12 protein-coding genes and 1 riboswitch are annotated in these 15337 nt (G+C 61.6%); of the genes, 6 read left to right on the top strand and 6 right to left on the bottom strand.

Annotated elements, in window-relative coordinates:
- Positions 1-13: 13 nt before the first annotated feature.
- The 3 genes from PW792_11010 to glgX all read left to right on the top strand — a co-directional run bounded on the left by PW792_11010 (position 14) and on the right by glgX (position 4317).
- Positions 14-2071 carry an Ig-like domain repeat protein gene (locus PW792_11010; GenBank protein ID MDE1162457.1) on the top strand — a complete coding sequence of 686 codons (2058 nt, stop codon included), beginning with the start codon at positions 14-16 and terminating at the stop codon, positions 2069-2071.
- 79 nt (positions 2072-2150) lie between these two features.
- Positions 2151-2996 carry a hypothetical protein gene (locus PW792_11005; GenBank protein ID MDE1162456.1) on the top strand — a complete coding sequence of 282 codons (846 nt, stop codon included), beginning with the start codon at positions 2151-2153 and terminating at the stop codon, positions 2994-2996.
- Complete coding sequence (gene glgX, locus PW792_11000; protein MDE1162455.1) at positions 2932-4317, top strand: glycogen debranching protein GlgX; 1386 nt, start codon at positions 2932-2934, stop codon at positions 4315-4317. Before PW792_11005 ends, glgX begins: the two co-directional genes overlap by 65 nt.
- A 232-nt stretch (positions 4318-4549) precedes the next feature.
- Here the strand turns inward: glgX and rfbG are convergent, their stop codons facing one another.
- Genes rfbG through PW792_10980 form a run of 4 tightly spaced genes read right to left on the bottom strand, consistent with a single transcriptional unit; the run spans position 4550 to position 7524 of the window.
- A complete protein-coding gene (gene rfbG / locus PW792_10995; GenBank protein ID MDE1162454.1) occupies positions 4550-5644 on the bottom strand; it encodes a CDP-glucose 4,6-dehydratase in 1095 nt (364 codons plus the stop codon).
- 5 nt (positions 5645-5649) lie between these two features.
- Positions 5650-6060 (bottom strand): GtrA family protein, encoded by a 411-nt coding sequence (locus tag PW792_10990; GenBank protein MDE1162453.1) that lies wholly within the window; start codon positions 6058-6060, stop codon positions 5650-5652.
- The gene (locus PW792_10985) at positions 6057-6758 is read right to left on the bottom strand and encodes a CDP-alcohol phosphatidyltransferase family protein (GenBank protein MDE1162452.1); all 702 of its coding nucleotides are present in this window, start codon (positions 6756-6758) and stop codon (positions 6057-6059) included. The genes PW792_10990 and PW792_10985 overlap by 4 nt, the downstream gene beginning before the upstream one ends.
- A gap of 22 nt (positions 6759-6780) precedes the next feature.
- Complete coding sequence (locus PW792_10980) at positions 6781-7524, bottom strand: hypothetical protein (protein MDE1162451.1); 744 nt, start codon at positions 7522-7524, stop codon at positions 6781-6783.
- A 171-nt stretch (positions 7525-7695) separates the two neighbouring features.
- Here PW792_10980 and PW792_10975 point away from each other — a divergent pair, with 171 nt between their 5' ends.
- From PW792_10975 to PW792_10965, 3 genes are all read left to right on the top strand, one after another.
- Positions 7696-8565 (top strand): winged helix-turn-helix domain-containing protein, encoded by an 870-nt coding sequence (locus PW792_10975; GenBank protein MDE1162450.1) that lies wholly within the window; start codon positions 7696-7698, stop codon positions 8563-8565.
- A 77-nt stretch (positions 8566-8642) separates the two neighbouring features.
- A riboswitch (cobalamin riboswitch) is annotated at positions 8643-8837 on the top strand.
- A 99-nt stretch (positions 8838-8936) separates the two neighbouring features.
- Positions 8937-11789 (top strand): ribonucleoside-diphosphate reductase subunit alpha, encoded by a 2853-nt coding sequence (locus PW792_10970; protein ID MDE1162449.1) that lies wholly within the window; start codon positions 8937-8939, stop codon positions 11787-11789.
- A gap of 31 nt (positions 11790-11820) precedes the next feature.
- Positions 11821-12951 (top strand): ribonucleotide-diphosphate reductase subunit beta, encoded by a 1131-nt coding sequence (locus PW792_10965; protein ID MDE1162448.1) that lies wholly within the window; start codon positions 11821-11823, stop codon positions 12949-12951.
- Positions 12952-13101: 150 nt separating this feature from the next.
- Here the strand turns inward: PW792_10965 and PW792_10960 are convergent, their stop codons facing one another.
- Complete coding sequence (locus PW792_10960; protein ID MDE1162447.1) at positions 13102-14532, bottom strand: M28 family metallopeptidase; 1431 nt, start codon at positions 14530-14532, stop codon at positions 13102-13104.
- Positions 14533-14559: 27 nt separating this feature from the next.
- Complete coding sequence (gene rfbF, locus PW792_10955) at positions 14560-15330, bottom strand: glucose-1-phosphate cytidylyltransferase (protein ID MDE1162446.1); 771 nt, start codon at positions 15328-15330, stop codon at positions 14560-14562.
- Positions 15331-15337: the final 7 nt, after the last annotated feature.

Here is a 15337-nt window from a genome sequence, read left to right as displayed (position 1 = left end):
CGCGTTGCTGCGCGTGCTTGGGCTGCTGTGTCTGGTACTGGCGTTGGGAGTGGGTGCGGAGGCGCAGGTCGCGTCGCCGATAGCTCCTGCGGGCGTTGCGTATGACGCAGCGGGCAATCTCTATATAGCGGATGCAAAGCGAAACATCGTCTACGAGCAGACGGTGGGTGGAGTGCTGCGTGTATTTGCGGGCACGGGCGAGCAGGGCTTTGACGGCGATGGCGGAGCGGCGACGAGTGCGCTGTTGAATGAACCGATGGGTGTGGCTGTCGATGCGGCGGGCGTGGTGTATATCGTGGACTCGGCGAACGATCGCGTGCGTGCGGTCGATGTTTCGGGTGTGATTCGCACGGTCGCTGGGACGGGCGTGGGTGGGTTTGCTGGCGATGGTGGGGTTGCGACGGCTGCGAGGCTGCGTTCGCCGCAGGCGTTGGCTGTGCGTGCCGATGGCAGCCTGCTGATTGCAGATACAGGGAACCAGCGCGTACGCCTGCTGGATGCGAGCGGCTTGATTTCGACGTTTGCCGGGACAGGCGAGCAGGGCTTTAGCGGCGATGGGGGCCTAGCGACGGCGGCGCTGTTGGATACTCCTGCAGGTGTTGCTGTTTTCGGCGATGGGCGTGTGGTGATCGCGGATTCGCGGAATCATCGCCTGCGTGTGGTGGATGCGGCTGGGGTGATCACGGCGTTTGCGGGCACGGGCGTGCGCGGGTTTAGCGGGGATGGCGACGCGGCCGTGTCGGCAAAGTTGTTTCTGCCGCGTGGGGTGGTGGTTTTGGCCGACGGGACGACGGTAGTGTTTGCGGACAGCAATAACCAGCGCGTGCGAGCGGTGCCAGCCAGCGGTGTGATCTCGACGCTGGTGGCGAGTGGTGTGCAGGGTTCCGCCGCGGATGGTGTGGCTGCGAGCATGGCGAGTCTGAACAACGTGCGTGGTGTTGCTGTTTCGCCGTATGGCGCGGTTGTTGTGGCGGATGTCTCGAACCGGGTGGTGCGGGCGTTGCTGGCGGATAACGATATCTACAACGTGGCGTCGATGGGCGGGGCACGTGTGAGCGTGGTAACGATGACGGCTACGGCGACTGCTGCGAGCGTGGCGGTGAGCAGTGCGATCGCGGTTCCGCAGGGCGCGGTGCAGGTGGTGGAAGGCTCGACCGTGCTGGCTTCCGGCTCGCTGGATGCGAAGGGGCAGGCGACGATGGCGTTGCCTGCGCTTGCGAGCGGGACACATATGTTGCAGGCGATGTATGCGGGGGATGGATTCAACCCCGCTGCGACGAGCGCGAGTGTGAGCCTGACCAGTGGAGCTTCGATGGCTACGGCGACAACGCTGAGCGTGCCTGCGCTGAACTATGCGGGGCTTCCGGTGACGCTGAGTGCGAAGGTGAGTGCGAGCGGAGGAACGCCGACGGGGACGGTGAGTTTTCTGAATGGCGGCAGCGTCGTGGCGACGGCTGCGTTGGTGAACGGACTGGCTACGGCGGCCTGGCTGAACGCTGCGGCGGGAACGTACTCGGTGGAGGCGAGCTATGCCGGGGATGCGACGTACCTGCCGAGTCGTTCTGCCACGCAGACGGCGAGTGTGAGCGCGATGCCGGACTTTACCGTGCAGGTCGTAGGGGCTTCGCAGGTGAGTGTGCCTGCGGGGAGCGTGGCGAGTTACACGCTGCAGGTGGGGTCGGTGCAGGGGGCGTTTAGCGGCGCGGTGTCCATGAGCGCGAGTGGGCTGCCGAGCAGTACGACGGCGACGTTTGCGCCGGGGCAGGTGGTCCCAGGCACGAGTGGAGCCACAGTGGTGTTGAGTGTTCCAACGGACAAGTTGCTGGCGCAGAGCGCGGCTCGTAGCGGCTGGTGGCTGGCTCTGGTCGTTCCGGCGCTGCTCTGTGCGCGTCGGCGGCGAGTGCTGGCGATAGCTCCGGCGCTGTTTTTGCTGGTAGGCTGTGGTGCTCGCGTGGCTTCGGAGAGTGCGGTAGCGTCAAAGAGCTATACGGTCACGATTACGGGGACGGGAACGAACCTGGCGGGCGTTGCTGTGACCCACTCAACGGTGGTGATGCTGACGGTGCAGTAGCGCCCAGACAGCTTTCCAGAGGCTTTCGTGCATCTATCTCCCAGCACCACAAACTTTGCATAGCGAGATTGAAACCTTCATGGAACGCAAGCTCCTTCCCGGAAAACCCTATCCTCTTGGCGCTACAGTAATGAGCACGGGCGTGAACTTTGCGCTGTACTCGGAGAATGCAACGGGAGTTTCTGTCTGCTTCTTTGATGAAGCGGGCGAGCAAACAGATTGCGTTGCGCTGCGGGAGACGACGGCGTTTGTGTGGCATGGCCTGGTACGCGATGTGAAGCCGGGGCAGAAGTATGGCTATCGTGTCGATGGAGCGTGGGATCCTGCGGCAGGGCATCGCTTCAACAAGGCGAAGCTGCTGGTGGACCCTTACGCAAAAGCAATCAGCGGGCAGCCAGACCACCTGGGGCCTATCTATCCGTATGACGTGACGAGCGGCGATGACATGAAACTCGACGAGCAGGACTCGGCGAAGTTTGTGCCGAAGAGTGTGGTCGTCGAAGGAACGTTCGACTGGGGTGAGGATTGTCCTCCGGAGACGCCGATTGCCGAGTCGATTATTTACGAAGTGCATGTAAAAGGGTTTTCGAAGCGCAACCCGGAGGTACCGGAGAAGCTGCGCGGCACGTATGCGGGGCTGGCGCATGAAGCGAGCATCGCGTACTTGCAAAAGCTGGGTGTGACCGCGGTGGAGTTACTTCCGGTGCACCACTTCATCGACGAAGGTCATTTGCAGGAGATCAAGCTGACAGACTACTGGGGCTACAACACGCTGGGTTACTTTGCGCCGATGGCGCGATATAGCTCGTGCGGCCAGGATGGCGGCCAGGTTCGCGAGTTCAAGGAGATGGTGAAGAAGCTTGCACGAGGCGGGGATCGAGGTCATTCTCGATGTGGTGTACAACCACACGTGCGAGGGCAATGAGAAGGGCCCGATGTTGTCGTTCAAGGGCGTGGATAACTCCGTGTACTACCGCACAATGCAGGATAGTCCGCAGCACTACATGGATTACACGGGCACGGGAAATACGTTGAATGTGTATCACCCGCAGGTGCTGAAGTTACTGATGGACTCGCTGCGTTACTGGGTGACGGAGATGCACGTCGATGGCTTCCGGTTCGATCTGGCATCGACACTGGCTCGCGAGTTACATGACGTGAATAAGCTGGGAGCGTTCTTCGATACGATCCACCAGGATCCGACGCTGGCGGATGTGAAGCTGATTGCCGAGCCGTGGGACGTTGGTGAGGGTGGCTACCAGGTAGGCAACTTCCCGGTGCTGTGGGCAGAGTGGAACGGCAAGTACCGCGACACGGTGCGGCGCTTCTGGAAGGGCGATGATGGGCTGCTTTCGGACTTTGCCTACCGCATCTGCGGATCGAGCGATCTGTATCAGGGCGATGGTCGGCGACCTTCGGCGTCGATTAACTTTGTTACCGCGCATGATGGATTTACGCTGTGCGACCTGGTGAGTTTTAACGAGAAGCATAACGAAGCCAACGGCGATGACAATAAAGACGGCTCGGACAATAACGATAGCTGGAACATGGGCGCAGAAGGCCCGACAGACGATGAGAACATCAATAACCTGCGCGAGCGACAGACGCGTAACTTCCTGACGACGTTGTTACTCAGCCAGGGCGTGCCGATGATCGCTGGCGGCGACGAGTTTGCTCGGTCGCAGCGCGGCAACAACAACTGTTACTGCCAGGACAATGAGTTGACCTGGTATGACTGGCAGTTGGACGAGCCACGGAAGCGGTTGCTGGAGTTTACGTCGAAGCTGATTCAGTTACGGCGCGATCATCCGAACCTTCATCGCCGCAAGTTCTTTCAGGACTCGCAGATTCGTGGCTCGGTGGTGCGCGATGTGGCCTGGTACGGCACGGACGGCAACGAGCTTTCTGAAGAGGTATGGAACGAGCCCTGGTCGAAGTCGGTGGCCGTTCTGTTCAACGGCAAGACGCTGAACCAGATGGATGAAGAGGGGCAGAAGATTGTCGATGACAGCTTTCTGATCATCTTCAACGCCGCTCCGGAGGGCGTGGATTATGTGCTGCCAGAGCCTCCGAATAAGTCGCCGTGGCGGCAGGTGCTGGATACCGAGAGTCTGGATGATCCGTTCTGTGAGACGGAGATCCATGACAAGGTGATCGTTGGTGGGCGTGCGATTCGCGTCTACAGCGATAGCGTGGAGCAGGTGGCGAAGACGGCCAGCAAGCAGAAGCCTGCACGCACTTTGTAAGGCGTTTTCGTGGAGAGGGGTTGGGCGATTTTGCCTGGCCCTTTTTCGTGCCGGGAATGGGGAAGGAAGACGCCAAGGCGCCAAATTTAGCCACGAGTGTTTAGGAAAGCGAACACGGAGGCCACAGGGGCACGAAGGTGCACAGAGGGTGTTGTGACAGTGCTGGTTGTAAGGACTGAGGTTGCTGCGGTGAGGCCACTGGTGACCTCACTGCGTTCGGGAGGACAAGTCCTTAGAACTTGGCGCTTAGGGCTTCGTAGGCGGCGATCTGGTCGAGGGTGAAGCGGTGCATGTCGGCGCCGGATTGCCAGGCTTTGTACCAGTCGATGAGCCATTCGAGGGTGGTTTCGAGGCGGAGGCGAGGGTGCCAGTCCAGTTCGGCGCTGGCGCGGCTGGCGTCTAGCTTGAGGTAGCCGGCTTCGTGGACGGACTCGGCTTTGTCGAGGGTCCAGGAGGCGTTGTCGCCCCAGAAGTTGACCATCTTTTCGACGATCCAGCCAACGGGCTGGGCGTCATCGTCGCTGGGGCCGAAGTTGAAGGCGGTGGCGTAGCGGGCCGGGTCGGCAGAGAGCAGGTGCTCGGCGAGCGCGATGTAGCCTGCGAGCGGTTCGAGGACGTGTTGCCACGGGCGAATGGCGTCGGGGCGGCGGATGAGCACGGACTCACCGGCAAGGAAGCCGCGGACGAGGTCGGGGACAAGGCGGTCGAGCGACCAATCTCCGCCGCCGATGACGTTGCCTGCGCGAGCGGTGGCAACGGCGACTTTGTGCTCGGCAATGCGGCTCGTGGGGAAGAAGCTCTGGCGGTAGGCTGCGGAAACGATCTCGGCGCATGCCTTGGAGGACGAGTAAGGATCGTAGCCGCCGAGAGGATCGGATTCAACGTACGAGTGGTGCGGGTCTTCGATATTCTCGTAGCACTTGTCGGTGGTGACGGAGACGACGGCGCGGACGCTCGGGGTGCGGCGGATGGCGTCGAGCACGCGTGCGGTGCCGAGGACGTTGGTCTCGTAGGTGCCGATGGGGTCTTCGTAGCTGTAGCGGACGAGCGGCTGCGCGGCCATGTGGAAGACAACCTCGGGGGCGAAGTCCTTGAGGGCTGGCTCGAGGAGCGCAGGGTTACGAATGTCGCCGCGGATGTCTTCGATGACGGCGCCGACGCGGGCTTCGGTGAAGAGGTTAGGTTCGGTGCAGGGATCGAGCGCGTAGCCGCGGACGATGGCACCTTTGCTGGCCAGCCAGAGAGCCAGCCAGCCGCCTTTGAAGCCGGTGTGTCCGGTGAGGAAGACGCGCTTGCCGCGCCAGAAGTCTGGAGATGCGATCGCCATAGTCGCTAACAGGATACGTGGGAGGCGCACGGTTTGGTGGAGGTGAAGACCCAACTGTGCCCGAGCGTGAAGTTGATTACCGAGCAAAGGACGATGGCGATGAGGTTGGAGAGGACGACGGGCAGGTGCAGATGTCCGACGAAGAAGCGCATGAGCAGCAGGTTGCCGAGCAGCGAGATGAGGCCGTTGCTCAGGTGAAAGCGGAAGAACGCGGTGGGGCCGTGAGTTTGTTCGGGCCAGGTGACTTTACGGTGCCAGAGGAAGTTGTGGATGAGCGTGACGTCGATGGCAATGGCGGTGGCGAGCAGGTAGTTGACGTGGAAGACGTGGCGAAGCAGAGCGAGGAGGCCGAGTTGCAAGGCTGCGCCCAGGATGCCGACGGCGTTGAAGCGGAGCAGACGTTGGGTGAGGCTCATGCGAGTGGCTCCTCTTTGTAGAGTTGGTGCGTGTGCTTGGCAGCGAGTTGGAAGGCCATGACGAGCATGCACGCGGAGCCGATGACGCCGCCGAGGTCGAAGAGCAGGAAGGTGTGGCCGAGGATGTGGGCGTGCGGATTACGCCAGGCGGCGAAGGTGCCGATCGCGAGCAGGATGCGGATTTCCGTGGGGCCGAAGAAGGCGTGGGCGAGTTCGAAGCGGCCGAGCGTGTACGTGGCGAGGTAGCTTTCTGCTGCGAGCAGGAAGAAGGCGAGCAGCATGAGCAGGCTGATGGTGGAGTGAGCCAGGGGCGAGAGGGCCAGGCCTCCCATGAGCGCGAGACCGCCGATGAGGTCGACGATGTGGTCGACGTAGAAGCCGTAGCGGGTGCGTTCCTGGTGACGGTGGCGGGCGAGCGTGCCGTCGAGGGAGTCGCCGAGCCAGTTGAGCGCGAGGCAGGGGATGACCGCGAGCAGCAGCCAGTGCTGCCACGCAGAGAGGGCGAAGCAGAGTCCGGCGGCGATCTGGGCGAGGAGTGCGAGGGCGGTTAGGTGGTCGGAGCCGACGGCCTGCGGCGTGCGGGCGGCGAGCCAGAGCAGGACGCGCTTCTCCGTCGAGGCGGTGAGCGAGGTGTTGGTGCGGGTGGCGTTCTGGAAGACTTTGGCGACGATGGGGGAGTGAGTGACGGCTGCGCTCATGGTGTGGTCCTTTCGAGAGGGGTTAGCGGCGAAGTGCGTTGGCGGCCGAGGTGAGAGTGAAGACAAGGGATTCGCGGGGAATGGTTTCGACGAAGGGGCGGACCGCCCAGCCGAGGCCGGAGGGGATGTCGCGGGTGAGGGAGAGGGTTTCAAGCGTGAGGACGAGTCCGCCGTTGGTCTGCTGCCAGCTCCAGTAGGTGTTCTGGCGCCAGAGGAAGCCGTGGTCGTCGGCGGGCGAGAGGGCGTGCTCGGAGGCCGTGCCGGGAGAGTCGATCTCGCGGATGGTGGTGGAGCGCGAGAAGCTGTGGCCATGTGCGGCGTCGATGGCAGTGTCGAAGGTGGCGTCGAGGACGACGGAGATGACGTGGTGCTGGCGGAAGCGGAGTGTGCCGACGAGGTGGTCGGGCGTGTCGGTGAGGACGGTGGCCCTGGTCACCTGCGGAGCGAAGCGCTGGGGGTAGGCGCGGTAGTCGCGAAGGAGGTGCAGGAACGTGTCGGCGGTGGCTCCCGGGACGAAGACGGTCGCGCGCCAGTGGTGGAGCATGGAGCCGTTCAACCCGGCGGGAAGCGTCGCAGGGGTGAGCTTTTCCAGTACCGGAGTGGTCGACGTGGTCGGGCGCGGCGTCGTGGACTCTATGCGTGCTTCCACGGTGTGGGCGTAGCGGTCGAACGCCTGATTGGCCTGAGGTGTGGGCTGATCTGCGTGGCAGAGGCTGGCGGTGGAGAGCAGCAGGGTGGCGGCGAGGGTGAGCAACGTCCGTTTCATGATTCTCAGTGTGGGGTGTGGGCCGTGTGGAAACAATGGAAGGGCTATCACCGACAGGTCAAATGAAGGTCACGGTGCAAGTGCCATTGTTTGTGCTGTTTGGTGGGGCATCGGTCTATGGTGTCCAAGGTGGAAGTGTGGGCGATCAGATACACTCGGCTTGCTGAGATCATGTCGACCGAATCAAAAAACGCTCCACTACGCTACCGCTTTGCCGAGTTTGAGCTGGAGGGCGCGACCGGCGAGTTGCGCTTCAAGGGCATGCGCGTGAGGCTGCACGACCAGCCTGCGCAGGTGCTATTGCGGCTGCTGCAGACGCCTGGTGAGTTGGTGACGCGGGAAGAACTCTGCGCCGTGCTGTGGCCGGATGGCACGTTTGTCGACTTCGAGCACGGCCTGAACTCGGCGATCAACCGGCTGCGGGACGCGCTGAATGACCGGGCTGCCAAGCCGAGGTTTGTGGAGACGCTGGCGCGACGAGGATATCGGTTTCTGGCACAGGTGGAGGTGCTGGAGATGGAACGGAAGTCCGCTTTGCCGGTAGCGGTGGTTGCGCCTGTGCAAGTTGTCGCGGAGCCGTTGCCCGGTCCTGTCGAAGAGGCTGGGTGGTCGCTTCTGGCGCAGCCGGAGGACCTCCCGACGGACGCGTCGAGGCCGTTGGTGGACGGATTGTTTCTCGGGCTGCAGGGCATGTACCTGGGGTTCTATGTGGGGACGCTGGCGAACCTGGGCGAGGTGCGGCAGTTGATGTCGGGTCTGCCGGAGTGGTGTTTCGAGGCGGTGTGGCTTTCGGCAACGCTGCTAATCGCGGTGCGGGTGTTTCTGCTGTGCGCGGTGGCGTTCAGGGCTCCGGGGCTGCGGGAGCGGCTGATGAAGCTTTGGCCGTGGCTGCTGGTAGCTGACCTTGCGTGGTCGCTGGCTCCGTATCTGCTGCTGGACCACATCCCGGTGGGTCTGGCGACGGCGTGCGTGGTTCCGTTGGTCTATGCGCCTTTCGCGGCGCGGTCGCTTGTGCTGATGGGTGCTGGACAACGTAAATAATTTTGAGTGGCGTGGGAGTAAGGTGGGATCGCCTTATCCACAACGTATGGGGATTGTGGGGGCTGCTGCATCTAGATATAGTTGCCCTATTCCGAGGTTCACCTTTGGTGACAAAGGTGGGAAGAGGGAATCCGGTGAGAACCCGGAGCTGCCCCGCAGCGGTATACAGGGACGAACGCCAAGCACGACACTGAACCGAATGGTTCGGGAAGTCATGGCCAGTAGGTTTGCACCTGTGAGTCCGAAGACCTGCCTTGGAAACATTCGCTGACGCCTCCGAGGGGAGGCGAGGTGGCAGTGGTTTCTGCTGTGCGCGCGAGCGTGCAGGCCGCTGTTTCTTCGCTCCGTTCCGAGGCCAAGGAGACGCTCCAATGGCCGCTCATACCGCAGCTGACCTTTCGCCCCAACTGCCAGTCCCGCCAGCGTTTGCTCCGGCGGATGGCCCAAACTCGATGCGCGTTGTGCGCCGCGACGGAAGCTTGTCACCCTTCGATCCGTCGAAGATCTCGGTGGCGATCTCGAAGGCATTTGTTGCCGTGGAAGGCTCGGGTGCGGCTGCTTCGGCGCGCATTCATGACTCAGTCGCAGAGCTGACGGCGCAGATTGTGGCGACGCTGGAGCGTCGCGCGGGTGCAAGCCGCACCGTACACATTGAAGACATTCAGGACCAGGCCGAGCTTGCGCTGATGCGTTCGGGTGAGCACAAGATCGCGCGTTCGTTCGTGCTGTATCGCGAAGAACGTGCGCAACAGCGTCGCGTAACGGAGACGTCTGCGGTAGCGGTGGCGATTCCGGCGTACAGCGTCAAGCTGCCGGACGGCCGTACGGAGCCGCTGGACGATCAGCGCCTGCTGCGCGAGGTGCAGGCCGCCTGTGCCGGGCTTGAGGGTGTCACCGCAGAAGAGGTGATGACGGAAGTTCGTCGCAATCTCTACGAGGGCATTCTTCTGAAGGAGCTGGGGCTGGCGCAGACGATGGCCGCCCGCACGCTGGTGGAGCGCGAGCCCAACTACGCGTACGTGAGCGCACGCCTGCTGCTGAACATTTTGCGTAACGAAGCGGTTGGTTTCATCCTGCCGGCTTCGGTGACGGCAACGCAGGCGACAACGACCGTCAGCTACGAAGAGTACTTTCCGGAGTATGTGAAGAAGGCTGTCGAGATGAACTTCCTCGACCGCGAACTGGCCGCGTTCGACGTGAAGCGTCTGGCGGCGGCGATCAAGCCGGAGCGCGATGGCAAGTTCCAGTTTCTGGGCTTGCAGACGCTGTACGACCGCTACTTTCTGCATAAGGATGGCGTTCGCTTTGAGCTGCCGCAGGCGTTCTTTATGCGCGTCTCGATGGGACTCGCGATGCGCGAGATCGATCGTGATGCACGCGCGATTGAGTTTTATGAGCTGCTGAGCTCGTTCGACTTCATGTGCTCGACGCCAACGTTGTTCAACGCAGGCACGCAGCGGCCGCAGCTGTCGTCGTGCTTCCTTACGACGATCGCCGACGACCTCGATGGCATCTTCAAGGCGGTGAAGGACAACGCGCTGCTGGCGAAGTACTCGGGCGGTCTGGGCAATGACTGGACTCCGGTGCGCGGACTTGGAGCTCACATTGCCGGAACCAACGGACAGTCACAGGGTGTGGTGCCGTTCCTGAAGGTGGCGAACGACACGGCGATTGCGGTGAACCAGGGCGGCAAACGCAAGGGCGCTGTCTGCGCGTACCTGGAGACATGGCACATCGACGTCGAAGAGTTCCTCGACCTGCGCAAGAACACGGGCGACGATCGTCGTCGTACGCATGACATGAACACGGCGAACTGGGTTCCCGATCTGTTCATGCAGCGTGTGGAGAGCGATGGCCCGTGGACGCTGTTCTCGCCAGACGAGTGCCCCGATCTGCATGATCTTTACGGCAACGCGTTCGCCGAGCGCTATGCGTTCTACGAAGCGAAGGCACAGCGTGGCGAGATGAAAGTAGCCCGCACGTTGCGTGCGGTGGACCTGTGGCGCAAGATGCTGACGATGCTCTTCGAGACCGGGCATCCGTGGATCACGTTCAAGGACCCGTGCAACCTGCGCTCGCCGCAGCAGCACATCGGTGTGGTGCACTCCTCGAACCTGTGCACGGAGATTACGCTGAACACGAACTCGCGCGAGATCGCGGTATGCAACCTGGGTTCAGTGAACCTGGCGAACCACGTGACGCCGGACGGTATCGACGAAGTGCAGTTGAAGAAGACTGTGACAACGGCGATGCGGATGCTCGACAACGTGATCGACATCAACTTCTATACCGTGCCCGAGGCACGCAACTCGAACCTGCGTCATCGCCCGGTCGGTCTGGGCATGATGGGCTATCAAGACGCGCTGTACACGCTGCGAATTCCGTTCGCTTCGGAAGCAGCGGTGAAGTTCGCCGATACGAGCATGGAGCTGATCAGCTACCACACGATTTCTGCTTCGGTGGACCTGGCTGCTGAGCGTGGACGTTATGCGACGTTCGAGGGCTCGCTGTGGAGCCGTGGCATTCTGCCGATGGATTCGGTAGAGATTCTTCAGCAGAACCGCACGCAGCCGCTGCAGCTGCAGCGCTCCTCGACGCTGGACTGGAACGGCCTGCGTCAGCGGGTGGTGGCGATCGGTATGCGTAACTCGAACACGCTGGCGATTGCACCGACGGCGACGATCTCGAACATCTGCGGTGTCACGCAGTCGATTGAGCCGACGTATCAGAACCTCTTTGTGAAGTCGAACATGAGTGGCGATTTCACCGTGGTGAACGCTTTCCTGGTGCACGACTTGAAGGCTCGCGGGTTGTGGGACGAGGTCATGATCTCGGACCTGAAGTACTTCGATGGCGCGCTGGGCCGCATTGAGCGCGTACCGGAGGAGATGCGTGAGTTGTATGCGACGAGCTTTGAGATCGCATCAACGTGGCTGATTCAGGCCGCAGCGCATCGCCAGAAGTGGATCGACCAGGCGCAGTCGTTGAACCTCTACATGGCTCAGCCGAACGGCAAGAAGCTGGACGCGTTGTACCGCGAAGCATGGCATGCAGGTTTGAAGACAACGTATTACCTGCGCTCAAGCTCAGCGACGCACGTGGAGAAGAGCACGATGACGCGTACAGACGGCAAGCTGAATGCTGTGGCTGTGGCGGCTGCTGCGCCGGTGTCCGCACCGAAGCAGTGCCTGATCGACGACCCGGAATGCGAAGCCTGCCAGTAACCGCAACACCAACGAGAGAGGACAAGAACATATGTTGAGCTGGAATGATCCAGAAGAAGCTCCGTCCACGCTGGTGTTGACGCAGCCTACGGGCGAAGACATCAACGCGGACCCCACGGGGCTTGGCGAAATTGTTCGCGGCGGAGCCCGCGTTCGCGTCGACGACAAGGCGATGATCAACTGCCGGGCGGACGTGAATCAATTGCTGCCGCTGAAGTATCGGTGGGCTTGGGAGAAGTATCTCTCGGGCTGCAACAACCACTGGATGCCAACGGAAGTTTCCATGCAGGCGGACATCGCGTTGTGGAAGTCGCCGAATGGTTTGACCGACGATGAACGGCGAGCGATCAAGCGCAACCTCGGCTTCTTCGCTGCGTCGGAGTCGCTTGTGGCGAACAACATCGTGCTTGCGATTTATCGCCACCTGACGAACCCTGAGTGCCGCCAGTATCTTCTGCGCCAGGCGTTTGAAGAGGCTGTGCACACGCACACCTTCCAGTACATTGTGGAGTCGCTTGGGTTGGATGAAGGCGAACTCTTCAACATGTATCGCGAGGTCCCGTCGATCACGGAGAAGGCTTCGTGGGCGATCAAGTACACGCAGCACCTGAGTGATGCGAGCTTCGAGACCGGAACGAGCGACTCGGATCAGGCGTTTGTTCGCGATCTGATTGCGTTCTACGTGGTCTTTGAAGGCATGTGGTTCTACACAGGCTTTGCGCAGATTCTTTCGCTGGGCAGGCGTAACAAGATGGTCGGCATCGCAGAGCAGTATCAGTACATCCTGCGCGATGAGTCGATCCATCTGAACTTCGGCATCGACGTGATCAACCAGATCAAGGCCGAGAATCCCCACCTGTGGGGAGAGGCTTTCCAGGAAGAAGTGCGTGGGATGTTGCGCTCTGCGGCAGAACTGGAAGCGTCCTATGGACGCGACACGATGCCGAACGGATTCCTGGGGTTGAGCGCGGCGTTGTGCGAGCAGTACATGCACTTCATCGCGAACCGTCGCTGCGCACAGATCGGCGTGGAGCCGGTCTTCCCGGCAACGGAGAACCCCTTCCCGTGGATGAGTGAGGCGATGGATTTGAAGAAGGAAAAAAATTTCTTCGAGACGCGTGTGATCGAGTATCAGAACGGCGGATCGCTGAGCTGGGACTAGTTCTTCAGGCAAACAAAAGGGGCATGGCGCGAGCCGTGCCCCTTTTGCATTGATTGAGTGCTTGTGAGGGTGTTTGTCGTGTGCCCGTGTGGGGGATAAGCAGGTCCTTCGCTTTGCTCCGCAGGACAATTCAGCGTGTGTGACTATGCGTTAGCGGCGGGTTTGCTCGGGGAGCGGAGCGACGGCTGGGCTGCAGTGGATGGTGGATTTGTCGCAGGCTTCGATGCCGAAGAAGATGTTGTCCTTGGAGATCGGGAGGGTGATCTCACGGTCGGCCGTTGTGGTGAAGCGCTGCCAGTCGTTGCTGGTGGTGTCGCGCCAGACGATGCGGTAGAGGACGTCACCTGCACCGCCAGCGAGTGGCGCATCCCACTTGAGTGTGGTGTTGTTGTCCAGGTTCGAGGTGACGACGCGGACGTTCTGCGGCAGTCCGGGGGAGGACGCGAGCGTGGCGAGCGTGGCCATGTTCAGACGCGCCACGTTGGCGATGTAGAGGAAGTCGTCGAACTTGAGCAGGTCCCCGTACTCGACGCCGTTCTCCGTGTGGACGTGCTGGTGTTGGTGGTTGAAGTTCTCGCGCCACTCGGTGAAGCGGACAGCGGGAAACTCCAGCGCAGAGAACGAAGAGTGATCGCCGCCGCGGAGAAAGCGGTCGAGGCGAAGCTCCATGACGGCGTGCAGTGGCTTGACCGGCGCAGGAAAGTAGGTGCGGTCGACGGAGAGGACTGCGCGCGCGAGTTGCCGCGAGGGCGAGTCATTGTCCAGGCCGAGCATCAGTTCGCGGGCGATGACATCTGCGGGCGAGTGAGGGTTGATGCCCTGGGAGAAGACGCGGACGAGCGATTTGTTCTGCAGCGTTTCGCCGGGCGTGGTGTCGCCGCCGACGATGTCGTTGTTGAGCACGCCCTCGAGCTGCCAGCCTTCCTGCTTTGCGAGTTGCGCCAGATGCTTGCTGCCGTTGAGACCCTGCTCTTCGCCGGCAACGGCGACGAAGACAAGCGTGGCCGGGAATTTGGACTTCGAGAGAATGCGGGCAGACTCAAGCGACACGGCTGTGCCGGAAGAGTCGTCGTTGGCGCCGGGCGCGGGGTCATGGGTGTCCATGACGTCGGCGACGCGGGTATCGTAATGTCCGGTGACGAGGTACATGCGCTTGGCGGCAGCGGGGTCAGAGCCACGCAGGATCGCATAGACATTGCGAATGCGCGTGGGCTCTGTGATGCGGGCGTTTTTGCCGTGCGCAGGCGGTTCGATGAAGTCGTCGACCTTGACTTCGAGGCAGCCGCCGCAGGCTGCGCTGTAACTCTCAAACTGCTGCTTGATCCAGTCGGAAGCCGCGAGGACGCCGGTGTTGGGTGGCAGGTCTTTGGTGGTCGAAGAGATCGTGCTGCGGTTGCGGAAGGCGACCAGAGCTTCGATGTTGGCCTTGATGCGCTGGGAGGAGACGTCGTGGAGGGCGCGGGTGATCCTGGCGTCGGCTGGCGCTGTGGGGAGCGGCTTGCCGAAGGCGAGGGAGTCACGCATTTGTGCTGAAGCGGAGATCGCCACAAGGAGCGAGGGGATGAGGATGAGTTTCTTCATGAGGCGGCTCCTTGGCGGGTTGTGGTGTTACCAGGTCTTCCAGGGAGCCTTGTCGTTTTGCCACAGGCTATCGAGGAGGTTCTTGTCGCGAAGCGTGTCCATGGCCTGCCAGAAGCCGTGGTGGAAGAAGGCGTGGACCTCACCTTTTGCCACGAGGGCTTCGATGGGCTCGCGTTCAAACATCTCGGCGTCGTCGGAGATGGCGTCGATGGCTTTGGGCGAGAGAACGAAGAAGCCGCCGTTGATCCAGCCGCCTTCGTCCTTGGGCTTCTCCTGGAAGGAGTAGATCTGAGTGTCTTTGAGGCCGAGTGCGCCGAAGCGGGCTACGGGCTGCACGCTGGTAAGCGTGACGGCCTTGCCGTGCTGCTTGTGAAAGGCGATGGAGGCCGTGATGTCGACGTCGGCGACGCCGTCTCCGTAGGTCATGCAGAAGGTGTCTTCGCTTTCGAGGTACTTGCTGACGCGGCGAAGGCGGCCACCCGTGCCGGTTTCCGACCCGGTGTCGACGAGTGTGACGCGCCAGGGCTCGGCTTCGGAGTTGAGCACCGTCATCTTGTTCTGCTGCATGTCAAAAGAGACGTCAGAGGTATGCAGGAAGTAGTTCGCGAAGAACTCCTTGATGACATAGCCTTTATATCCGCAGCAGATAATGAAGTCGTTGATGCCGTGCTGCGAGTAAATCTTCATGATGTGCCACAGGATGGGGCGTCCGCCGATTTCAACCATGGGCTTGGGGCGCAGGCTGGTTTCTTCGCTGATCCGGGTGCCGAGTCCGCCGGCAAGAATAACTGCTTTCATGCGTTCG

Source organism: Acidobacteriaceae bacterium, assembly GCA_028283655.1.
GTDB lineage: Bacteria > Acidobacteriota > Terriglobia > Terriglobales > Acidobacteriaceae > Granulicella.
Note: the sequence above shows the minus strand (reverse complement) of the source record. Positions and strands in the feature narration are given on the sequence as shown.